The sequence below is a fragment of the Geodermatophilus amargosae genome (assembly GCF_900116515.1).
Taxonomy (GTDB): Bacteria; Actinomycetota; Actinomycetes; order Mycobacteriales; family Geodermatophilaceae; genus Geodermatophilus; species Geodermatophilus amargosae.
The window spans coordinates 37,463-59,555 of record NZ_FPBA01000030.1 but is presented as its reverse complement, the minus strand read 5'-3'; the positions used below and the strand labels follow the sequence as shown (position 1 = coordinate 59,555).

Sequence of the window (22,093 nt, the reverse complement as noted above, 5' to 3'; positions counted from 1 at the left end):
ACCCCGACTCCACCACCCGATCCAGCACCAACTCGTTCACCGGCCAGTCCCGCCACAACGAGAACACCTCCACCCCCGTCTCCAACACCCGCCCCGTGGAGACGGTCGAGGTCTCGGCAGCCGCTCGGGTGGACACCGGCGGGGCGATGACGAGGAAGGAGGTGACGCCCAGCATCACCAGTCCGAGGACGAGTCTCTGCTGCCACGACGATCGGGTCATGCAGAGCCCATCGGTGGTCAGCGCATCGGTATTGAGGAGGTTCACCCGGTCCGGTGCACCCCTGCTCGCCCCGGTGCGCATGCGGGGTGGCGGCCGGCTCTCAGCGCCCGGCCTCCTCGCTGGCGCGTCGTCGGACGCAGGAACAGGTCTTCCGCCCGGCCGGGGGCGGCTCCGCATGACTAGGGTCTGATCACGTTGACGCCGCGGGAACTGCGGGTAGGGCCGTCGCCGACGACGGAGGGTCACGGGTCGATGGGGACTCCGGACACAGCCGCACCCGCTGCGTCCGGTACCACCCCCCGCACCTCCGTAGTCCGCCCGGGAGCACGGGACACCGGTCCCCCGGACGGCCCCGCGCACGGCCGACCTCGAGGAGTCCCGCCCGTCATGACCCAGGCCAACGACACGAAGAGCACGGAGTCAGAGGCCCCCGCCGAGGCCGCCTCCGACTCCCCGACCGGCTCGCCGCGCCAGCCGCACCCGACGCTGCCCGAGGGCTTCGGCGACCTCGACCGGCGGGCCATCGACACCGCCCGCGTGCTGGCCATGGACGCCGTCCAGAAGGTCGGTAACGGCCACCCCGGCACCGCGATGAGCATGGCCCCCACGGCCTACCTGCTGTTCCACAAGTGGCTGCGGCACGACCCCACGGACCCGAACTGGGTGGCCCGCGACCGCTTCGTGCTCTCCATGGGCCACTCGAGCCTGACGCTCTACGTGCAGCTGTACCTCGCCGGCTACGGCCTCGAGCTCGAGGACCTGCAGGCGCTGCGCACCTGGGGCTCGAAGACCCCGGGCCACCCCGAGGTCAACCACACGCCCGGCGTGGAGACGACGACCGGCCCGCTCGGCCAGGGCGTCGGCAACGCCGTGGGCATGGCGATGGCCGCCCGCCGCGAGCGCGGCCTGCTCGACCCCGACGCCCCCGAGGGCGAGAGCCTCTTCGACCACACTATCTGGGCCTTCGCCTCCGACGGCGACCTGGAGGAGGGCGTCAGCGGCGAGGCGTCGTCGCTGGCCGGCACCCAGCAGCTGGGCAACCTCGTCCTCGTCTACGACGACAACAAGATCTCCATCGAGGACGACACGACCGTCGCCTTCACCGAGGACGTCGGCAAGCGCTACGAGGCCTACGGCTGGCACGTGCAGCAGGTCGACGACGGCGAGGACCTGGCCGCCGTCGACGCCGCGTTCGCCGCCGCCAAGGCCGAGACCGGCCGCCCGTCGCTCGTCGTGCTGCGGACGATCATCGGCTGGCCGTCGCCGAACAAGCAGAACACCGGCGCCGCCCACGGCTCCGCGCTCGGCGACGACGAGGTGCGCGCCACCAAGGAGGTCCTCGGCTTCGACCCCGACAAGACCTTCGAGGTCGACGACGAGGTGATCGCCCACGCCCGCTCGGTCGTGGAGACGGGCGCACAGGACCACGCCGAGTGGCAGGAGCGCTTCGCGGCGTGGAAGTCCGAGCAGCCCGAGCGCGCGGCCCTGCTGGCCCGCATGGGGCAGCGCGAGCTGCCCGAGGGCTGGGCCGACGCGCTGCCGACCTTCGACGCCGACCCCAAGGGCGTGGCCACCCGCAAGGCGTCGGGCAAGGTGCTCGCCGCGCTCTACCCGGCGCTGCCGGAGCTGTGGGGCGGGTCGGCCGACCTCGCGGAGAGCAACAACACCGCCGTCGAGGGTGAGCCCTCGTTCCTGCCGGCCAACCGCCAGACGAAGATGTGGAACGGCGGGCCCTACGGCCGCACCCTCCACTTCGGCGTCCGCGAGCACGCCATGGGCGCGGTCATGAACGGCATCGCGCTGCACGGCGGCACCCGCGTCTACGGCGGCACCTTCCTCACCTTCTCCGACTACATGCGCGGCGCGGTCCGCCTGGCCGCGCTCATGCAGCTGCCGGTCACCTACGTGTGGACACACGACTCGATCGGCCTGGGCGAGGACGGCCCGACCCACCAGCCGATCGAGCACTTCGCCGCGCTGCGGGCCATCCCCGGCCTCGACGTCGTCCGCCCGGCCGACGCCAACGAGGTCGTCGTCGCCTGGCGGACCGTCCTCGAGAACAACGACCGCCCGGCCGGCCTGCTGCTGTCGCGGCAGAACCTGCCGGTGTTCGACCGCTCGCAGATGGGCTCGGCGGAGGGCACCGCGCGCGGTGCCTACGTGCTGGCCGACGCCTCGAACGGGCAGCCCGAGGTGATCCTGCTTGGCACCGGCTCAGAGGTGCAGATCGCCGTGGCCGCCCGCGAGCGGCTCGAGGCCGACGGCGTCCCGACCCGCGTGGTCTCCGTGCCCTGCGTCGAGTGGTTCGCCGACCAGGACCAGGCCTACAAGGACGAGGTCCTGCCGCCCACGGTCCGCGCGCGCGTCAGCGTCGAGGCCGGCGTGCCGATGGGCTGGCGGGAGTTCGTCGGCGACGCCGGCCGGATCGTCGGGCTGACGCACTACGGCGCCAGCGCGTCCTACTCCGTCCTGTACGAGGAGTTCGGGCTCACCGACGAGGCCGTCGTCACCGCCGCGCGCGAGTCCCTCGAGGCCGCCCGCTCCGGGAACGCCGTGCCGGCCGGCCCGGTTGCGGCCACCGGCGGCCTCCCCCACCCGACCGGCGACCGATGAAGGACCCCCTGCTCCCCACCACTCGCAGGCTCGCGGCGGGACCCTGCAGGGAGCCGTACCGCACCAGTCCGGAAGGGACCTGACCATGGCACAGAACGAGAACCTGGCCCAGCTGTCGAAGGCGGGCGTCGCCGTCTGGCTCGACGACCTGTCGCGCGACCGCATCCGCAGCGGCAACCTGCAGTCCCTGGTCGACGAGTTCTCCGTCGTCGGCGTCACCACCAACCCGACCATCTTCGCCGCGGCGATCAGCGGGTCGGAGTCCTACGACGACCAGCTGCACGCGATGGCCGTCCGCAAGGTGAGCGTGGAGGAGGCGCTGCGCACCATCACCGCCGCCGACGTCCGGGACGCCTGCGACCTGCTCGCGCCGGTCGCCGAGCGGCAGCCCGGCGACGGCCGGGTGTCGCTGGAGGTGGCGCCGGGCCTGGCCCACGACACCGACGCGACGGCGGCCGAGGCCGCACACCTGTGGTGGCTCGTGGACCGGCCGAACCTGTTCATCAAGATCCCGGCGACCGAGGAGGGGCTGGCGGCGATCACCACCTCGATCGCGCGCGGCATCAGCGTCAACGTCACCCTCATCTTCAGCTCCGAGCGGTACCGCGCCGTCATGGACGCCTACCTCTCCGGCCTGGAGCAGCGGGTGGCCGAGGACGCCGACGCCGACCTGACCCAGATCGCGTCCGTCGCGTCCTTCTTCGTGTCCCGCGTGGACACCGAGGTCGACAAGCGGCTGGACAAGGTCGGGGCCGACCCCTCGCTCAAGGGCAAGGCCGCGCTGGCCAACGCCCAGCTGGCCTACCAGGCCTACGAGGAGGTCTTCTCCTCCGACCGCTGGAAGGCGCTGGAGGCCAAGGGCGCCCGCCCGCAGCGGCCGCTGTGGGCCTCGACCGGCGTCAAGAACCCCGAGTACTCCGACACCCTGTACGTCAGCGAGCTCATCGCCCCCGGCACGGTCAACACGATGCCGGAGAAGACGCTCAAGGCCTACGCCGACCACGGCAGCCCGGGCACCCCGGTGCAGGAGGCCTACGACGACGCGACGGCCACGATGAAGGCCATCGCCGACGCCGGGGTCGACCTCGACGACGTCTTCCGCGTCATCGAGGACGAGGGCGTGCAGAAGTTCGTCGACTCGTGGGACGAGCTCACCGACTCGGTCAAGGAAGAGCTCGAGGACAAGGCGTGACCTTGCAGTTCCGCTGCTCCGGCCTCGAGGTCCCGGAGAACGTCCGCACCCAGCTGGGCGACGACGACGTCGCAAAGCGGCTGGTCGCCGAGGACGCCACCCTCTGGGGCCCCGAGGCCGAGAGCGAGGCCTCGGTCCGGCTCGGGTGGCTGGACCTGCCGGCGACCTCCCGCGCGCTGGTGTCGGGCCTGGCGGAACTGCGCGCCGAGCTGGCCGGCGAGGGTCTCGACCGGGTGGTGCTGTGCGGCATGGGCGGCTCGTCGCTCGCGCCGGAGGTCATCTGCCGCACCGCGGGCGTGCCGCTGGTGGTCCTCGACACCACCGATCCCGGCCAGGTCGCCGGGGCGATGAGCGACCTCGACCGCACCGTGGTCGTGGTCAGCTCCGAGTCCGGCGGCACGATCGAGACCGAGAGCCACCGGCGGGCCTTCGTGGCCGCGTTCACCGAGGTCGGGCTGGACGAGAAGGAGGTCGGCCGCCGCTTCGTCGTCGTCACCGACCCCGGCTCGCCGCTGGCCGACACCGCCGCCGCCATGGGCGCCCGTGCGGTGTTCCTGGCCGACCCGAACGTCGGCGGCCGCTACAGCGCCCTGTCGGCGTTCGGCCTGGTGCCCGCGGCCCTGGCCGGGGTCGACGTCGGCGCGCTGCTCGACGAGGCGGCCGACCTCGCCGAGCACCTCACCGAGCCGGGCAACCCGGCGCTGGAGCTCGGCGTGGCCCTGGGCGCCGGCTTCCGGACCGGCCGCGACAAGGTGGCCCTCGGTGCCGGCAGTGGCCCGCGCACCGAGGGCTTCGGCGACTGGGCCGAGCAACTCATCGCGGAGTCCACCGGCAAGGGGGGCCGCGGGCTGCTGCCCGTCGTCCTCGAGTCGGTGGACGCGCCGGGCTCGACGGCACCGGACGCGCTGCTGGCCGTCGTCGACGGCGACCCGGTCGCGGGCCGGCCGTCGGTCGGCGTCACCGGGCCGCTCGGCGCGCAGTTCCTCGGCTGGGAGTTCGCGACGGCCGTGGCCGGCCGGGTGCTGGGGATCAACCCCTTCGAACAACCGAACGTGACCGCGTCCGAGGAGAACACCGCACGGATCCTCGAGTCCGGCCTGCCCGACGAGCGGCCGCTGGCCACGATCGGCGCGGTGGAGCTGTGCGCCTCCGGCGGTGTGCTCGACGGCGTCGACCTGTCGGCGTCCGACGGGCTGCGCCTGGCCCTCGACGCGTTGCTGGCCGCCGTCCCGCCGCGCGGCTACCTCGCCGTCATGGCCTACCTCGACCGCGTGGCGGACGCCCGCGCCGGGGAGCTGCGCGCGGCGGTGGCCCGGCGGACGGAGCACGCGGTCACCTTCGGGTGGGGGCCGCGCTTCCTGCACTCGACCGGCCAGTACCACGAGGGCGGCCCGCAGGTCGGGGTGTTCCTGCAGCTGACCGGGGCGGTCCCCGAGGACCTGCCGGTGCCCGACCGGCCCTACTCCTTCGGCGTGCTGCAGGCCGCCCAGGCCGCCGGCTACCGCCAGGCGCTGGCCGACCGGCAGCGCCCGCTCCTGCACCTGCACCTGACCGACCGGTCCGCCGGCATCGCTCAGGTGCTCGACACCCTCGGCTGAGCGTCCGCTCTCCAGCCCCACGAGGAGGGCCTGTGATCCCCAATCCCCTGCGCGACCCCCGGGACCGGCGGCTGCCGCGGGTCCCCGAGCCGTGCGCCCTGGTCGTCTTCGGCATCACCGGCGACCTGGCCCGCAAGAAGCTGCTCCCGGCGGTCTACGACCTGGCCAACCGCGGGCTGCTGCCCACCAACTTCGCGCTGCTGGGCTTCGCCCGGCGGGACTGGGGTGACCAGGACTTCGCCGAGCTGGCCCGCGACGCCGCCCGCAACGCCGCCCGCACCCCGTGGCGCGAGGAGGTCTGGGAGCGGCTGGCCGGCAACGTCCGGTTCGTCCAGGGCTCCTTCGACGACGACGACGCCTTCGACCAGCTCGCCAACGCGCTGTCGGACCTGGAGAGCAGCCACGGCATCGGCGGCAACGCCGCGTTCTACCTGTCGATCCCGCCGGCGATGTTCCCGGTCGTGCTCAAGCAGATGCAGCGCACCGGCATGGCAGAGAGCACGCCCGACCGGTGGCGGCGGGTCGTCGTCGAGAAGCCCTTCGGCACCGACCTGGCCTCCAGCCGGGAGCTCAACGAGCTCGTCGACTCGGTGTTCAGCGCCGAGGACGTCTTCCGCATCGACCACTACCTGGGCAAGGAGACCGTCCAGAACCTCATGGCGATGCGGTTCGCCAACGAGCTGTTCGAGCCGGTCTGGAACGGCCACCACGTGGACTCGGTGCAGATCACCATGGCCGAGGACGTCGGCATCGGGGGGCGCGCGGGCTTCTACGAGAAGACCGGCGCGGCCCGCGACGTGCTGCAGAACCACCTGCTGCAGCTGCTGGCGCTGACCGCCATGGAGGAGCCGGTCGAGTTCTCCGCCGACGAGATCCGCACCGAGAAGCTCAAGGTGCTCCGGGCGGTGTCGCTGCCCGAGGACCTGCGCCGCTTCGCCGTCCGCGGACAGTACGAGCAGGGCTGGCTGGCCGGCCAGCGCGCCAGGGGCTACCGGCAGGAGGAGGGCGTCGACCCGGAGTCGGCCACCGAGACCTTCGCCGCCGTCCGGCTCGGCGTGGAGACGCGCCGCTGGGCCGGGGTGCCGTTCTACCTGCGCACCGGCAAGCGGCTGCCCCGCCGGGTCACCGAGATCGCGCTGGTGTTCAAGCGGGCGCCGCACCTGCCCTTCGCCGACACCGACACCGAGGAGCTGGGCAACAACCAGCTGGTCGTGCGCGTGCAGCCCGACGAGGGGGTGACGCTGAAGTTCGGGTCGAAGGTGCCCGGCAGCGTCATGGAGGTCCGGGACGTGTCCATGGACTTCCTCTACGGCGAGCAGTTCACCGAGGCCAGCCCCGAGGCCTACGAGCGGCTGCTGCTCGACGTCCTGCTCGGGGACGCGACGCTGTTCCCGCGCAACGCCGAGGTCGAGGCGTCCTGGGCGGTCATCGACCCGCTGGAGGAGTTCTGGTCCGGCAGCACGCCGCAGCCCTACCGGGCCGGCGAGTGGGGACCGCGCGCCGCCGACGAGATGCTGGCCGCCGAAGGGCGCCGGTGGCGGCGACCGTGAGCGGCCGGCCCACCCGAGCAGAGGAGACCCCGTGACGACGTTGTGGGACACCACCGGTTCCGCGGTGGTCAAGGAGCTGGCCACCCAGCGGCGGACCGGCGGGGCGGTGCTCTCCGGCGTGGCGCTGACCCTCGTGGTCGTCGCCGACGAGGGCCGCGTGGCCGAGGCCGAGGAGGCCGCGACGGTCGCCGCCGAGCAGCACCCCTGCCGGATCCTCGTCGTCGTCCGCCGGCAGATCGAGGCCCCGGTGCCCCGGCTGGACGCCGAGGTGTCGATCGGCGGGCGGCTGGGCCCCGGCGAGGCGGTCGTCATGCGCATGTACGGGCGGCTGGCCCTGCACGCCGAGTCGGTCGTGCTCCCCCTGCTGGCCGCCGACGCGCCGGTGGTCACCTGGTGGCACACCGAGCCGCCGCGGCAGCTCACCACCGACGCGCTGGCGGTCATCGCCGACCGGCGGATCACCGACAGCGCCGCCTCGGCCGACCAGCTCGCCGCGCTGCGCACGCGGGCCCAGGACTACGCCCCCGGCGACACCGACCTGACCTGGACCCGCGCCACCGGCTGGCGGGCCACGCTGACCTCCGCCCTGGACTCGGTCTCCGGCCGCCGGGGCGACGCCGTCCGGGTGCTCGGTGCCCGCATCGAGGGGGATCCCGGCGCGGGCACCGCGCAGCTGCTCAGCGGCTGGATCGCGGCGCGCACCGGCATCGCGTCGGAGGTCGTCCAGGCGACCCGGCACCCCGGGCCCAGCGGCATCGACTCGGTGCTGCTGACCCTGGACCAGGACGAGGAGGTCCGGGTGCACACCGACCGCCGAGGCGGCGCGGTGATCAGCCAGCCCTATCGGCCCGACGCGACGATGGCTCTGCCCGACCGCCCGCTCGGCGACCTGCTGGGCGAGGAACTGCGCCGGCTGGACTCCGACGAGCCCTACGCCGAGGCGCTGGAGGCCGCGACCGGGCTGACCGGCCTGGTCGGCCGTGCCCCGGTCCGCGCGCACGTCTGGGTCGACCCGGCCGAGCAGACGGGCGCGCCGTTCGCGAAGGACGACGTCGGGGAGGACAGCCCGCACGGCGAGGCGCCGACCGTGCCCCTGGACTCCGAGGGAGCCGACGAGGTGGCCGAGCACGGCGAGCACGACACCCCGGACCCGACCGCGCCCGAGGCAGCGCCCGAGTCAGCGCCCGAGTCAGCGCCCGAGGCGGCCCGGTGACGCTCCCGCCCGGGGACCGGATCCTCGCCGCGCTGGCGGAGGCGGCCGACGGCCCGCTCGCCGACGTCCCCGGTCTCCAGGTGGTGGTGGAGCCCGACGCGGAGGCGCTGGCGCGGGCGGTGGCGTCCGCCCTCCTCGCCCGGCTGGCCGCCGCCCAGGCGGTGCACGGGACGGCGTCGGTGGTGCTGACCGGCGGCGGCATCGGCACGGCGGTGCTGCGGCACGTCGCCGAACTGGCCGCGGAGCCCGCCCCCGGCCAGCAGGTCGACTGGACGGCGGTCGACGTCTGGTGGGGTGACGAGCGCTTCGTGCCCGCCGACGACGACGAGCGCAACGAGAAGGGCGCCCGCGAGGCGCTCCTGGACCGGGTGGGGGTCCCGCCGGAGCGGGTGCACCCGATGCCCGCCTCCGACGCCGGCTTCGACACCCCGGAGGAGGCCGCGGACTGGTACGCCGGGGCCCTGTCCGACGCCGCCGGCGACGGCCCGGTCCCCCGCCTCGACCTCCTGCTGCTGGGGATGGGCCCAGAGGGCCACGTCGCCTCGATCTTCCCGGACTCCCCCGCGGCGACCGACGAGCGCACGGTGGTCGCGGTGCGGGACTGCCTGAAGCCGCCGCCCACGCGGGTGAGCCTCGGCTTCTCCGCGATCGCCGCTGCCGAGGAGGTCTGGCTGCTGGTGTCGGGCGAGGGCAAGGCGGAGGCCGTCGCGCGGGCCCTCGGTGGTGCCGCCCGCACGGACGTCCCCGCCGCCGGCGCCCGCGGCCGCCGCGCCACCCGCTGGCTGCTCGACGCCGCGGCGGCGAGCCGGCTGCCCGGGGCCGGCTGACGGCGGATCCTGGCGGCCGGGGACTGCTCGCCCCGGACACGCCGGAGGCCTCGGCGGCGGAGTACCGCGCCGCCGAGGCCGTCAGTTCGGCGTGTTAGGCGCCGCGGCGGGCCCGCAGCTTGGCGAGGGCCTCCTCGAGGAGGGCGTCGCCGTCGGCGTCGCTGCGCCGCTCCCGCACGTAGGCGAGGTGGGTCTTGTAGGGCTCGGTCCGCGGCGCCGGCGGCGGCGCCTGCGCGTCCTGGCCGGCCGGGAGGCCGCAGCGCGGGCAGTCCCAGGACTCCGGGATCTCCGCGTCGGCGGCGAAGGCCACCCGGGTCTCGTGACCCGAGCTGCACCAGTAACCGACCCGGTGCCGCGGCGCTGCCTCCCCCCGTTCGGCCTCACCCATCGGACCCGCACCGACCCGGGTCCCCCGGATCGCGTTGCCACCAGCCACGAGCGCCCCCTTGTGGACGGACCTGCACGGCGCTGGACGCACCGCCGGGGCAGTCTATGGCCTGCGGGGTGTTCCCTCGATCACGATTTCGCTCCGACCTGCGGTTCGGGACCGCTGCAGGGTCCCGCCGCGCGCTCGCGAGCGGTGGAGGGCAGCGGGGTCCTCACACTCAGACCTTGAGCAGGATCCCCAGCGTCACGACGCACACGGCCCAGACGAACCCGACGATGACCGTCAGCCGGTTGAGGTTCTTCTCGACGACGGAGGACCCGGACAGCTGCGAGGAGACCGCGCCGCCGAACATCGAGGACAGGCCGCCGCCCTTGCCACGGTGCAGCAGGATCAGCACCACCAGCATCACGCTGGTGAGGACCAGCAGCACGTTGAGGACGAGTTCGAACACGCCCCCAGCCTAACCGGAGTGCCGGGGCGTCCCGGTCAGCGCACGCCCGCGGTGGCCAGGTCGTGGCCGGCGTAGGGCTCCATGACCAGCCCGTTGTGCAGCCGCTGCCCCGCCAGGAGCTGCACCCGCGTCTCCACCAGCGGCACGTAGGCACCGGTCGCGCCGGCCGCCGTCGCGACGTCCCGCCAGGCGCTGCGCGCGGCCTCCGGGTCGGCGGCCGCCCGGGCGGTGTCCACCAGCCCGGAGATCGCGGGGTCGGCGAGCCGGGCGTAGTCGGTGTTGCCGACCAGGCTGATCGAGCGCCCGTCGACCAGCGGCACGAGGAACGAGCCCGGTGTCGGGAAGTCGGCGGTCCAGGTGGCCAGGACGATGCCGAAGCCGTTGCGGGCCACGTTGTCCGGGCTGCCGACGTCGGTGGCGTAGAAGGTGGTCGCCGGCAGCGGCCGCACCTCCACGGTGATGCCCACCTCGGCGAGCTGCTCGGCGACCTTCTCGGCGACGAGGACGCTCGCCGACGCGTCCGGGACGGCCAGCACGGTGCTGAAGCCCTCCGGCTGCCCGCAGGCCTCCAGCGCGGCCCGGGCGGCGTCCGGGTCGGGACCCGGGTCGGGGTCCTCGGGGCCGCCGTCCAGCGACCGCGGCCACAGCCGCGACGTCCGCACGGCGGCGTCGGCCCCGCCCACGGTCTCCTGGACGGCGCGGCGGTCGATCGCGGCGGCCACCGCGGCGCGGCAGCCGGGGTCGTTCATCGGCGCGACGTCGGTGGGCAGCGCGAGCAGCCGCACGGCGCCGGTGGTGAGGTCGTCGACGCGGTCGGCCAGCGGCACGTCCCCGCCGGCACCCTCCGCGAGCCGGGACTCGGTCGCCGCGTGCAGGCCGGTGCCGGAGATGTCCACGTCGGCCGAGCCGGCCAGCAGTGCCTGGTCCCGCTCGAGGTTGGACAGGCCGGTGCGGACGACGACGCGGTCGGGCAGCGCCGTGCGGACCTCGTCGGTGGCCGCGTCCCAGTGGGGGTTGCGGTCGAGCACGATGCCGGTCTGGGCGTCCACGGTGGTGATCGCGTAGGGGCCGGAGGAGACCGGGTCGCTGCCGTAGGCGGCGCCGGTGTCGTTGGTGACGGGCACCGGGCTGCTCGAGGGCAGCGCCAGGACGTAGGGGAAGTCCGGCTGCGCCGACCGCAGCCGGAAGGTGATCGTCGCGTCGTCGGGCGTCTCGATCGCCGCCAGCCCCAGCTTGTCCGGGGCCTCGTCCTGGTAGGGCCCGGCGTAGGGGTTGTCGGGGTCGTCGAGCAGGTCCACGACGTACGTGGGGCCGCCGACGACGACGTCGGAGGCGAACGACCGCTCGATGCCGTACTTGACGTCGCGGGAGGTGATCGGCGCCCCGCCCTCGAACAGCGCGCCCTGCTCGAGGGTGAACGTCCAGGTCAGCCCGCCGTCGGGGGTGGTGCCGGTGTCGGTGGCGAGGTCGGGCACCAGCTCGCCGGTGCGCCCCGGCTCGCTGGCGTAGGTGACCAGCGTGCGGGTGTAGAGCCGCATGAGGTTCCAGACACCCGGCTGGTAGGACCGCTGCGGGTCGAGGCTGTCGACCTCGCTGGTGACCACGCGCAGCGTGCCGCCCGCCGCGTCGGAGGGTGCGCGGACGCCGTCCACGCCGGCGTCGGGGCCGTCGCCGAGCACCGGGACGCCGGAGTCGTCGCTGCCGCCGCCGCTGCAGCTGACCGCCACGGCGACCACCAGCAGGACGACGAGGACCAGGCCGAGCACGCGCCCGGCGGTGCCCCGCAGCAGCCCCGCCAGCCGGGAGGACCGGGAGCGGGTGGGCCCGTGCAGCGTACTGCCCACCCACCCCACCCCCCGTTCGGCCGCGGGCGGCTAGCTGCTGCTGCCCCCTGCGGCGCTCCGACAGATCTGCGCGAACTCGTCGGTGTCGAGGCTCGCGCCCCCGACGAGTGCACCGTCGACGTCCGGCCCGGCCAGGATCCCGGCCGTGTTGGCGGCCTTCACCGACCCGCCGTAGAGGATACGGACCACCGCGGCCGTCTCCGGGCCGAAACGCCCGTCGAGGCGCGACCGGAGTGCGCCACAGACCTCCTGGGCGTCGTCGGGAGTGGCCACCTCGCCGGTGCCGATCGCCCAGACCGGCTCGTAGGCGAGCACGATGCCGCGGACCTGCTCGGCCGTCAGCCCCTCGAGCGCGGCGTCGAGCTGGTCGGTGCAGTGCCCGACGTGCTGCCCGGCGCGGCGGACGTCGAGGCCCTCGCCGACGCACAGGATCGGCGTGAGGCCGTGCCGCAGGACCGCCTGCACCTTGGCCGCCACCGTGGCGTCGTCCTCGCCGTGCAGCGCGCGCCGCTCGGAGTGGCCGACGACGACGAACCGGCAGGCCAGCGCGGCGAGCATCGCACCGCTGACCTCACCGGTGTAAGCGCCGGAGTCGTGCGCCGACAGGTCCTGCGCGCCGTAGCCGACGGGCAGCTTGTCGCCGGTCACCAGGGTCTGCACGCTGCGCAGCGCGGTGAACGGCGGCAGGACGACGACCTCGGCGTCGTCGAGGTCCTTCTCGGTGAGGCTGAAGACCAGCTTCTGCACCAGGCCGATGGCCTCCAGGTGCGTCATGTGCATCTTCCAGTTGCCCGCGATCAGCGGCCGGCGGCCGGTGCGCGGCGCCCGGGGGGCGGTGCGTGCCATCGCTGTCGCTCCTCAGTCCGCCAGCACCGCGAGGCCCGGCAGCTCCCGGCCCTCGAGGTACTCCAGCGACGCGCCGCCGCCGGTGCTGATGTGCCCGTAGGACGCCTCGTCGAGGCCGAGCTGGCGGACCGCGGCGGCGGAGTCGCCGCCGCCGACCACCGACAGGCCGTCGACGGCGGCCACGGCCTCGGCCACGCCGCGGGTGCCGGCCTGGAAGGGCGCCAGCTCGAACACGCCCATCGGGCCGTTCCAGAACACCGTGCGCGCCCCGGCCAGCTCGCCGCCGAAGGCCTCGACCGTGCGGGGGCCGACGTCGAGGCCCAGCTGCCCGTCGGGGATCTGCTCGACCGGGACGACGGTGGTCTCGGTGTCGGCGCTGAACTCCGGCGCGCAGACGACGTCCAGCGGCAGCACGATGCGCTCCCCCGCGTCGGCCAGCAGCCGGCGGCAGGTGTCGACCTGGTCGGCCTCCAGCAGCGACTTCCCGACGCCGTGGCCCTGTGCGGCCAGGAAGGTGAAGCACATGCCGCCGCCGACGAGCAGCCGGTCGACCTTGGGCAGCAGCGCCTCGATGACGGCGAGCTTGTCGCTGACCTTCGACCCGCCGAGCACCACGACGTAGGGCCGCTCGGGGTCGCTGGTCAGCCGGGTGAGGACGTCGAGCTCGGTGGCCACCAGCCGGCCGGCGACGTGCGGCAGCCGCTGGGCGACGTCGTACACCGACGCGTGCTTGCGGTGCACCGCGCCGAACGCGTCGTCGATGTAGACGTCGGCGAGCGCGGCCAGCCGGTCGGCCAGCTCCCCGCGCTCGGCGTCGTCCTTGGACGTCTCGGCGGCCTCGAAGCGGACGTTCTCCAGCAGCAGGACGCCGCCGTCGGCCAGCGACGACGCCTGCGCCCGGGCGTCGTCACCGGCGACGTCGGAGGCCAGCGGGACGTCGGCGCCGAGCAGCTCGCCGAGGCGCGCGGCGACCGGTGCCAGCGAGTACTGCGGGTCGGGCGCGCCCTTCGGCCGGCCCAGGTGCGCCGCGACGACGACGCGGGCGCCGGCGTCGCCCAGGGCCTGCAGCGTGGGCAGGCTGGCGCGGATCCGGCCGTCGTCGGTGATCGCCCGGGTCTGCTTGTCGAGGGGGACGTTCAGGTCGGCGCGCAGGAGCACGCGCCGGCCCGACACCCCCTCGGCGAGCAGGTCGTCGAGGGACCGCATCAGACGGAGGCGCCGACGAGCTCGACGGAGTCGACCAGCCGGTTGGAGTAGCCCCACTCGTTGTCGTACCAGCCGAGGACCTTGACCATCGGGCCGAAGACCTTGGTCAGCTTGGCGTCGTAGATGCACGAGGCCGGGTCGGTGACGATGTCGGAGGAGACGATCGGCGCCGAGGTGTACGTCAGGATCCCGGCCAGCGGCCCGGACTCCGCGGCCGCGCGGTAGGCGGCGTCGACATCGTCGGCCGAGGCCTCGCGGGTGAGCTGGACGGTGAGGTCGGTGGCGGAGCCGGTGGGCACGGGCACGCGCATGGCGTAGCCGTCGAGCTTGCCCTGCAGCTCCGGCAGCACCAGGCCGATCGCCTTGGCGGCGCCGGTCGAGGTCGGGACCATGTTGAGCGCGGCGGCGCGGGCGCGGCGCAGGTCCTTGTGCGGGCCGTCCTGCAGGTTCTGGTCGGCGGTGTAGGCGTGGATCGTCGTCATCAGGCCGCGCTCGATGCCGAAGGCGTCGTGGAGCACCTTGGCCAGCGGGGCCAGGCAGTTGGTGGTGCAGGACGCGTTGCTGATGATCGTCTGCGAGCCGTCGTACTGCTCGTGGTTGACGCCCATGACGATGGTGAGGTCGTCGCCGGTGGCCGGCGCGGAGATGACGACCTTCTTCGCGCCGCCCTTGTCCACGTGCTTGCGGGCGTCGTCGGCCTTGGTGAAGAAGCCGGTGGACTCCACGACGACGTCGACGCCGAGGTCGCCCCAGGGCAGCGAGGCCGGGTCCCGCTCGGAGAGCACCTGCATGGTCTTGCCGGCGATGTCGATGCCGCCGTCGGAGGCCTCGACGTCCTCGCCGAGCACGCCCAGGATGCTGTCGTACTTGAGCAGGTGGGCCAGGACCTTGGGGCTGGTCAGGTCGTTGACCGCCACGATCTCGATGTCCTTGCCGCTGGCCGCGGCCGCCCGCCAGAAGTTGCGGCCGATGCGGCCGAACCCGTTGATGCCCACGCGTACGGTCACGACAGACCTCCATGTGTCCCGGCGACGCCCGTCGCCCCGGTGGGCCGCACGGCGCGCGGCCTCGATCGGCGTCGACCCTATCGGCCGGGACGTGGACCGTCCGGGTGAGGTCAGACCCCGGGGACGAGCTCCTGGAGGTCGCGGGGCGGAGCGGGGACGGGCAGCACCGCGGCGGGCGGGACCGGGACGGCGGACGGCAGGGGCGCCTCGGCGGCGACCACGCGGTCGCGGCCGGTGGCCTTGGCCGTGTACAGGGCGCGGTCGGCGGCCTCGAGCAGCGCGGCCGCCGAGGTGCCGTCGGCCGGGCAGACGGCGACGCCGACGCTGACCGTCACGGCGACCGGCTCGCCGTCGAGCAGGTGCCGCGCCGCGGCCACCTCGCGGCGGACCTGCTCGGCGCGGACGAGCGCCTGCTCGCGGCCGGCGCCGGGCAGGACGACGACGAACTCCTCGCCGCCGAGCCGTGCGGCCGTGTCGCCCCCCCGGACGGCGGCGGACAGGGTGCCGGCGACGGAGGTGAGGACGCGGTCGCCCGCGGCGTGGCCGAACCGGTCGTTGACGGTCTTGAAGTGGTCGATGTCGACGACGAGGAGGGACAGCTGCCCGGTGCGCGGGCGGTGCGCGAGGTCGGCGTCGAGCGCACGGTCGAGGTGCCGGCGGTTGTGCAACCCGGTGAGCGGGTCGCGGACGGCCTCCTCGGCGAGGACCGCGCGCAGCCGCTCGACCTCCTCGACCTGCTCGGCGAGCTGCCGGTTGAGCCGCTCGACGGCGACCTGCCGCTGCTGCTGCTCGCTCACGTCGCGGACGACGAGGATCCGGCCCAGGGCGCGACCGCGCGGGTCGGCGACGGCGGAGTCCCGCACGTCCAGCCAGACCCCCGGCCGGACCTCGGCGACGCGGTGGCCGTCGAGCCGCTCGGTGGTGCCGAGCACGGCGACCGCCGCGGGGCCGGCGACCTCCGGGAGCGGACGGCCGACCAGGTCGCCGTCGAGCTCGGGCCGCAGCCGCCGGAGCAGCCGCTCGGCGGCCGGGTTGACGTCGATGAGGACGCCGCCGGGGTCGACGACGAGGACGGCGTCGGGGACGGTGTCGACGACCTGCTCCCGGGCGACCGGGACCAGCCGCAGCAGCCCGCCGCGGAAGATGGCCCAGCAGTCGATCAGCCCGGTGACGAGGAAGAACAGCGGGGTGACGTCGGTGCCGCGCCCGTCCAGCTGGCTGACGACGGCGACCACGTTGCCGGTCGTGGAGAGCACCGCCGACCCCAGCAGGATGCCGATCTGGCTGCGGAAGGCGCCGACCGAGGCGACCCAGCGGCGTGCCAGGTGGGTGTAGGCCACGCCCACCAGGACGTAGGAGTAGGCGGTGTGGGCGAGGAAGAGCGGCCCGAAGACGACCTCGGTCTCCCCGCCGGCCGGACCCGTGGCCATGCCGGACACGACCAGGTCGCGGGTCGGCGGGAGGGCGGCGAACAGCACCATGAGCAGCGGCTCGACGAGCAGCAGCGCGGCCCGCCGCGGCGCCAGCCGCCAGGACGGGTCGGACACGGTGCGGGCGAGGACGTACGTGCCGATGACGACGAGGCCGACCGAGGCGAGCAGCAGCGGGAGGTACACCCGGCGCACCACCTCGGTCTGCAGCCCGTAGACGGCGACGTCGGCCAGCGACCAGACGGCGACGCCGCCCATGGTCACCGCGAGCGCGGTCGCCGCGGGCGTGCGGTCTCGCTGTCGCCAGGCCAGGACCCCGGTGCACACGGCGACCAGCGCCGCGCAGGCGAAGACCACCGCCCACAGCTGTGGTGTCATCCCGGCTCCTCGTGGCCACGGGCGAGCCCTGTCGGCCTGCCGCTGGCGGGAGATTCGGCTCGACTGCGTCCGTTCTGGAGCCGGTTACCCCCTCGGGATGAGGGCGCCCGCGGACGGACGAGGGGCCCCCGCACCGGTGCGGGGCCCCCTCGTGAGGTCCCGCTACTGGGCGAGCATGTCCTCGGTGACGACCGACTCGGTGTCGGGGATGCCGAGGTCCTTCGCGCGCTTGTCGGCCATGGCCAGCAGACGCCTTATCCGGCCGGCGACGGCGTCCTTGGTCATCGGCGGGTCGGCGCGCTGCCCGAGCTCCTCCAGCGAGGCCTGGCCGTGCTCGAGGCGCAGCCGGCCGGCGACCAGCAGGTGCTCGGGGGCGTCGTCGGCGAGGATCTCCAGCGCCCGCTCGACGCGGGCGCTGGCCGCCACCGCCGCGCGGGCCGAGCGGCGCAGGTTGGCGTCGTCGAAGTTGGCCAGCCGGTTGGCGGTGGCCCGGACCTCGCGGCGCATCCGCCGCTCCTCCCAGGCCAGGACCGCGTCGTGCGCGCCCATGCGGGTGAGCAGCGCGCTGATCGCGTCGCCGTCGCGGACGACCACCCGGTCGGCGCCGCGGACCTCGCGCGCCTTGGCGGCGATGCCGAGCCGCCGCGCCGCGCCGACCAGCGCCATGGCCGCCTCGGGGCCCGGGCAGGTGACCTCCAGCGAGGAGGACCGGCCCGGCTCGGTGAGCGAGCCGTGCGCCAGGAAGGCCCCCCGCCAGGCGGCCTCGGCGTCGTTGATGCTGCCGGAGACCACCGACGGCGGCAGGCCGCGCACCGGGCGGCCGCGCTGGTCGACCAGCCCGGTCTGCCGGGCCAGGCCCTCGCCGTGCTTGGCGATGCGGACCAGGTAGCGCACGCCGCGGCGGATGTTGCCGCCGGCGAGCACGCTGACGCCGCTGGTGTAGCCGTAGACCTCGCTGATGTCCCGGCGCAGCCGGCGCGCGACCGAACCGGTGTCCAGCTCGGCCTCGATCACGACCCGGCCGCCCACGATGTGCAGGCCCCCGGAGAAGCGCAGCAGCGCGGTGACCTCGGCCTTGCGCTCGGAGGTCCGCGTGCACTCCACCCGGGACAGCTCGTCCTTGACCATGGCGGTCATCGCCACGACGACCACCCCCTGCTCTGCTGCGGCGCCATCCTCGGCGTCACCTCTCCCCCTCGTACCGTCCGCGCACCACCGTTCCCGGTGCACCGGTTGGGACCGTTCCCCCTCACCGCGCCCCGACCACCGATGCCAGCGCGGCCGACAGCCGCGCGGGGTCGTGACGTGGTGAGCCGTCGGGCGCGGCGACCGGAGCCAGTACCAGCTCGGCGCCGCACTCGCGCACCGCTGACAGCAGACCACAGCGGTCAACAACCGATTCCGCATCCGCGACCACGGTGTGCAGCGCCACACCGCCCAGATGGGCCTGCAGCACCCTCAGGTGCTCCTCCGGGGAGAACCCGTCCGTCTCCCCCGGCTGCGGCTCCAGGTTGAGCACCACGACGACGCGGGCGCGGGTTGCGGCCAGCGCGGCGCGCAGCCGCGGCACCAGCAGGTGCGGCAGCACCGACGTGTACCAGGACCCCGGGCCCAGCGAGACGACGTCGGCGGCGGCGATGGCGGCCAGCACGTCGGGGTGCACGGGCGGGTCCGGCGGCGACACGAGGATGTCGCGGACCCGCCCGGGTGTGGAGGCGATCGCGACCTGCCCGCGGATGGTGCGGGCGCGGGCGGGGTCGTCGGGGTCGACGGTCTGCACGCGGGCGACGAGGTCCAGCGGCACGTCGGCCATCGGCAGCACTCGGCCGCACGCGCCGACGAGCTCGCAGACGGCGTCGAGGGCGCGGACGGTGTCGCCGCCGTGCAGCTCCACCAGCCCGGTGAGGACGAGGTTGCCGACCGGGTGCCCGGCCAGGACGCCGGTGCCGCCGAGCCGGTGCTGCAGCAGCCGGGCCATCTCCTGCTGGCCCGGGTCCTCGCCGGCGAGCGCGGCCAGCGCCATCCGGAGGTCACCAGGGGGCAGCACCGGCATCTCCCGCCGGATGCGGCCGGAGGAGCCGCCGTCGTCGGCCACGGTGACGACGGCGGTCAGCTCGGGGGTGAGCTGCCGCCAGGCGCCCAGCGCGGCGGCCAGGCCGTGCCCGCCGCCGAGGGCGACCACCTTCGGTGGAGCCCCCGCTCCAGGTGCTGCCGGGCCGCCCACTACTCGCGGCCCAGGTCGCGGTGGCGCGCGACCGTGTCGATGCCCTCGGCGGCCAGCCGGCGGGCGAACTCCTCGGCGATGGCGACGCTGCGGTGCTTGCCGCCGGTGCAGCCGACCGCGAGCGTCAGGTAGCGCTTGCCCTCGCGCCGGTAGCCGGGGGTGAGCAGCCGCAGCACCTCGGTGTAGCGGTCGAGGAAGGGCCCGGCGTCCTCCTGGCCCAGCACGTAGTCGCGCACGTCGGGGTCCTGCCCGGTGTGCGGGCGCAGCTCGGGCAGCCAGTGCGGGTTGGGCAGGAACCGCGCGTCGACGACGAGGTCGGCGTCCAGCGGCAGCCCGTACTTGAAGCCGAAGCTCAGCACGGTCGCCGTCAGCGGCGGGGTGCGGCCCTCCCGGGCGAAGGCGTTCTCCAGCGTGGCGCGCAGCTGGTGGACGTTGAGGTCGCTGGTGTCGACCCACAGGTCGGCCTCGCCGGCGATGCCGGTGAGCAGCGCCCGCTCGGCGGTGATGCCGTCGAGGATGCGGCCGGAGCCCTGCAGCGGGTGCTCGCGCCGGTTGGACTCGTAGCGCCGCACCAGCACCTCGTCGCGGGCGTGCACGTAGACCACCCGCGGCCGGTGCCCGGCCCCGGCGAGCACCCGGATGGCCTCCTGCAGGTCGCTGGAGAACGCCCGGCTGCGGACGTCGACCACCGCGGCGAACCGGCGGACGTCGCCGCGGGCGCCGAGCTCGACCATGGGCAGCAGCAGTGCCGGCGGCAGGTTGTCGACGACGAACCAGCCGAGGTCCTCCAGCACCCGCCCGGCGCTGTTCTTGCCCGCGCCCGACAGCCCGGTGACGACGACGACCTCGACCGGCGGCAGCTCGGTGCTCGCCGGGTCGAGCGCCGCGGGGACGTCGGACTGCGGGCCGGCGGGCGGCTCGCTCGAGGGCCTCACGACCGGCTCGGCGACCGGCTCGGCGTCCGGCTCCGGCGGCGCGCCGTTGCCGGCGGGGACCGTCGTCCCCGTGTCCTGCGCACGGCTCACGAGGCGACCCGGCCGACCTCGGCGGTGTCCCCTGCCGCCGGGCGGGGCGTGCCCCGCTCGGCCGGCCCGCTGGGGGCCGTCGTGCTCTCGACCGTGTCCACGGCGGCCTCGGCGGAGGACTGCCCCTCGGCGGGCTCGGCGACGGCCGCCAGCACCGCCTCGGCGGTGCGCCGCCCGATGCCGGGGACGGCCGTCAGTTCCTCGACCGAGGCCGCGCGCAGCCGCTTGAGGGACCCGAACTGCTTCATCAGCGCCTTCCGCCGCGTCTCCCCGAGACCGGGGACGTCGTCCAACAGGGAGACCAGCATGCTGACCGAACGCTTCTGCCGGTGGTAGGTGATCGCGAACCGGTGGGCCTCGTCGCGCACCCGCTGGAGCAGGTACAGCGCCTCGGAGGTGCGCGGCAGGATCACCGGGTCCGTCTCGCCCGGCAGCCACACCTCCTCCATCCGCTTGGCCAGCCCGCAGACGGCGACGTCGACGACGCCCAGCTCGTCCAGCGAGCGCGCCGCGGCGGCCACCTGCGGGGCGCCGCCGTCGACGACGAGCAGGTTCGGCGGGTAGGCGAACCGGCGCGGCCGGCCCTCCTCGGCGGCGATGCCCTGCTCGTCGCGCCGGTCGGCCTCCTCCTTGAGGTGGCGGGCGAAGCGGCGGCGGACCACCTCGGCCATGGCCGCGGTGTCGTCGGTGCCCTCGTGCACGGAGAAGCGCCGGTAGTCGGACTTCTTGGCCAGGCCGTCCTCGAACACGACCATCGAGGCGACGACGTTGGTCTGCTGCACGTGGCTGATGTCGATGCACTCGATGCGCAGCGGCGCCTCGGGCAGCTCGAGGGCCTCCTGCAGCTCCGACAGCGCCAGCGAGCGGGCGGTGAGGTCGCTGGAGCGCTTGACCCGGTGCCGGGCGAAGGACTCCTTGGCGTTGCGCTCGACGGTCTCCATGAGGCTGCGCTTGTCGCCGCGCTGCGGGACCCGCAGCGACACCCGGGAGCCGCGCAGCTCGCTGAGCAGCTCCTCGTAGACGTCGGCGTCGTCGGGGAGCTCGGGGACGAGCACCTCCCGGGGCACCGCCTCGCCGGCCTCGGTGGTGCCGGTGGCGTCGTCGACCCCGCCGTAGACCTGCAGGAGGAACTGCTCCACCAGCTCGCCGGTGGTGACCTCCTCGACCTTGTCGATGATCCAGCCGCGCTGGCCGCGGACCCGGCCGCCGCGCACGTGGAAGACCTGGACGGCGGCCTCGAGCTCGTCCTGGGCGAAGGCGACGACGTCGGCGTCGGTGCCGTCACCGAGGACGACGGCCTGCTTCTCCAGGGCCCGCTTGAGCGCGCCGAGGTCGTCGCGCAGACGGGCGGCCCTCTCGTACTCCATCGCCTCGGCGGCCTCGGCCATCTCCCGCTCCAGCCGCCGGACCATGGCGTCGGTGCGGCCGGCCATGAAGTCGCAGAAGTCGTCGACGACCTGCCGGTGCTCGTCGGCGCTGACCCGGCCGACGCACGGCGCGGCGCACTTGCCGATGTAGCCGAGCAGGCAGGGCCGGCCGATCTGCCCGGCCCGCTTGAAGACGCCGTTGGAGCAGGTGCGCGCGGGGAAGACGCGGGTGAGCGTGTCGAGGGTCTCGCGGATGGCCCAGGCGTGCGCGTAGGGGCCGAAGTAGCGGACGCCCTTCTTCTTCGGCCCGCGCATCACCTGCAGCCGCGGGTACTCCTCGTTGAGGGTCACGGCCAGCGACGGGTAGCTCTTGTCGTCGCGGTACCGGACGTTGAACCGCGGGTCGAACTCCTTGATCCAGTTGTACTCGAGCTGGAGGGCCTCGACCTCGGTGCCGACGACGGTCCACTCGACGGCGGCCGCCGTCGTCACCATCTGGCGGGTGCGGGGGTGCAGGCCGGCGACGTCGGCGAAGTAGCTGTTCAGCCGCTGGCGCAGGCTCTTGGCCTTGCCGACGTAGATGACCCGGCCGTTCGGGTCGCGGAACTTGTAGACGCCCGGGCTCTCGGGGATGCTCCCGACCGCCGGGCGGTACGTGGACGGGTCGGGCACGCCTCCACAGTAGGTGGGACCCCCGACGGTCCGCCGGGGAAC

At 74.6% G+C, this 22,093-nt stretch carries 18 protein-coding genes; 6 read left to right on the top strand and 12 right to left on the bottom strand.

Features of this window, described 5'->3' with window-relative positions:
* The coding region (locus BM414_RS25340; protein WP_217644928.1) for a hypothetical protein at window positions 1-301 on the bottom strand (301 nt) is incomplete at its 3' end.
* 306 nt (window positions 302-607) lie between these two features.
* On the opposite strand from BM414_RS25340, the gene tkt reads away from it, so the two are divergent.
* The 6 genes from tkt to pgl all read left to right on the top strand — a co-directional run bounded on the left by tkt (window position 608) and on the right by pgl (window position 9,213).
* Window positions 608-2,833 carry a transketolase gene (tkt, locus tag BM414_RS25335; protein WP_093584164.1) on the top strand — a complete coding sequence of 742 codons (2,226 nt, stop codon included), beginning with the start codon at window positions 608-610 and terminating at the stop codon, window positions 2,831-2,833.
* Window positions 2,834-2,918: 85 nt separating this feature from the next.
* Window positions 2,919-4,025: a transaldolase gene (gene tal / locus BM414_RS25330; protein ID WP_093584162.1), complete on the top strand. Its 1,107-nt coding sequence runs from the start codon at window positions 2,919-2,921 to the stop codon at window positions 4,023-4,025.
* Window positions 4,022-5,623: a glucose-6-phosphate isomerase gene (locus BM414_RS25325; protein WP_093584160.1), complete on the top strand. Its 1,602-nt coding sequence runs from the start codon at window positions 4,022-4,024 to the stop codon at window positions 5,621-5,623. Before tal ends, BM414_RS25325 begins: the two co-directional genes overlap by 4 nt.
* Window positions 5,624-5,655: 32 nt before the next feature.
* Complete coding sequence (gene zwf / locus BM414_RS25320) at window positions 5,656-7,173, top strand: glucose-6-phosphate dehydrogenase (protein WP_093584158.1); 1,518 nt, start codon at window positions 5,656-5,658, stop codon at window positions 7,171-7,173.
* Between the two features lie 31 nt (window positions 7,174-7,204).
* The gene (locus BM414_RS25315; protein WP_093584156.1) at window positions 7,205-8,386 is read left to right on the top strand and encodes a glucose-6-phosphate dehydrogenase assembly protein OpcA; all 1,182 of its coding nucleotides are present in this window, start codon (window positions 7,205-7,207) and stop codon (window positions 8,384-8,386) included.
* Entirely contained in the window at window positions 8,383-9,213 is an 831-nt protein-coding gene (pgl, locus tag BM414_RS25310; RefSeq protein ID WP_093584154.1) for a 6-phosphogluconolactonase, read from the top strand. The genes BM414_RS25315 and pgl overlap by 4 nt, the downstream gene beginning before the upstream one ends.
* 94 nt (window positions 9,214-9,307) lie before the next feature.
* Here the strand turns inward: pgl and BM414_RS25305 are convergent, their stop codons facing one another.
* The 11 genes from BM414_RS25305 to uvrC all read right to left on the bottom strand — a co-directional run bounded on the left by BM414_RS25305 (window position 9,308) and on the right by uvrC (window position 22,051).
* Window positions 9,308-9,649 (bottom strand): RNA polymerase-binding protein RbpA, encoded by a 342-nt coding sequence (locus BM414_RS25305; protein WP_093584152.1) that lies wholly within the window; start codon window positions 9,647-9,649, stop codon window positions 9,308-9,310.
* A 169-nt stretch (window positions 9,650-9,818) separates the two neighbouring features.
* Window positions 9,819-10,052, bottom strand: a complete 234-nt coding sequence (secG, locus tag BM414_RS25300; RefSeq protein ID WP_093584151.1) for a preprotein translocase subunit SecG — start codon at window positions 10,050-10,052, stop codon at window positions 9,819-9,821.
* Window positions 10,053-10,087: 35 nt separating this feature from the next.
* A complete protein-coding gene (locus BM414_RS25295; protein ID WP_245784986.1) occupies window positions 10,088-11,896 on the bottom strand; it encodes an ABC transporter substrate-binding protein in 1,809 nt (602 codons plus the stop codon).
* A gap of 30 nt (window positions 11,897-11,926) precedes the next feature.
* Window positions 11,927-12,742: a triose-phosphate isomerase gene (gene tpiA, locus BM414_RS25290; protein WP_093584149.1), complete on the bottom strand. Its 816-nt coding sequence runs from the start codon at window positions 12,740-12,742 to the stop codon at window positions 11,927-11,929.
* A gap of 12 nt (window positions 12,743-12,754) precedes the next feature.
* Complete coding sequence (locus BM414_RS25285) at window positions 12,755-13,948, bottom strand: phosphoglycerate kinase (RefSeq protein ID WP_093584147.1); 1,194 nt, start codon at window positions 13,946-13,948, stop codon at window positions 12,755-12,757.
* Window positions 13,948-14,955 carry a type I glyceraldehyde-3-phosphate dehydrogenase gene (gap, locus tag BM414_RS25280; RefSeq protein WP_093584145.1) on the bottom strand — a complete coding sequence of 336 codons (1,008 nt, stop codon included), beginning with the start codon at window positions 14,953-14,955 and terminating at the stop codon, window positions 13,948-13,950. The genes BM414_RS25285 and gap overlap by 1 nt, the downstream gene beginning before the upstream one ends.
* Before the next feature lie 110 nt (window positions 14,956-15,065).
* A complete protein-coding gene (locus tag BM414_RS25275; RefSeq protein ID WP_093584143.1) occupies window positions 15,066-16,763 on the bottom strand; it encodes a histidine kinase N-terminal 7TM domain-containing diguanylate cyclase in 1,698 nt (565 codons plus the stop codon).
* A gap of 162 nt (window positions 16,764-16,925) precedes the next feature.
* A complete protein-coding gene (gene whiA / locus BM414_RS25270) occupies window positions 16,926-17,900 on the bottom strand; it encodes a DNA-binding protein WhiA (RefSeq protein ID WP_204263308.1) in 975 nt (324 codons plus the stop codon).
* 112 nt (window positions 17,901-18,012) lie between these two features.
* Complete coding sequence (locus BM414_RS25265; protein WP_245784985.1) at window positions 18,013-18,945, bottom strand: gluconeogenesis factor YvcK family protein; 933 nt, start codon at window positions 18,943-18,945, stop codon at window positions 18,013-18,015.
* A 41-nt stretch (window positions 18,946-18,986) separates the two neighbouring features.
* Complete coding sequence (gene rapZ / locus BM414_RS25260; RefSeq protein WP_245784984.1) at window positions 18,987-20,012, bottom strand: RNase adapter RapZ; 1,026 nt, start codon at window positions 20,010-20,012, stop codon at window positions 18,987-18,989.
* Complete coding sequence (uvrC, locus tag BM414_RS25255; RefSeq protein WP_093584141.1) at window positions 20,009-22,051, bottom strand: excinuclease ABC subunit UvrC; 2,043 nt, start codon at window positions 22,049-22,051, stop codon at window positions 20,009-20,011. The genes rapZ and uvrC overlap by 4 nt, the downstream gene beginning before the upstream one ends.
* Between the last annotated feature and the right edge of the window lie 42 nt (window positions 22,052-22,093).

Excerpts from the sequence above, each read along its gene's own strand:
- tkt (WP_093584164.1), top strand. The coding sequence starts at position 608 with ATGACCCAGGCCAACGACACGAAGAGCACGGAGTCAGAGGCCCCCGCC.
- tal (WP_093584162.1), top strand. The coding sequence starts at position 2,919 with ATGGCACAGAACGAGAACCTGGCCCAGCTGTCGAAGGCGGGCGTCGCC.
- tpiA (WP_093584149.1), bottom strand. The coding sequence starts at position 12,742 with ATGGCACGCACCGCCCCCCGGGCGCCGCGCACCGGCCGCCGGCCGCTG.
- BM414_RS25285 (WP_093584147.1), bottom strand. The coding sequence starts at position 13,948 with ATGCGGTCCCTCGACGACCTGCTCGCCGAGGGGGTGTCGGGCCGGCGC.
- BM414_RS25275 (WP_093584143.1), bottom strand. The coding sequence starts at position 16,763 with ATGACACCACAGCTGTGGGCGGTGGTCTTCGCCTGCGCGGCGCTGGTC.
- whiA (WP_204263308.1), bottom strand. The coding sequence starts at position 17,900 with ATGACCGCCATGGTCAAGGACGAGCTGTCCCGGGTGGAGTGCACGCGG.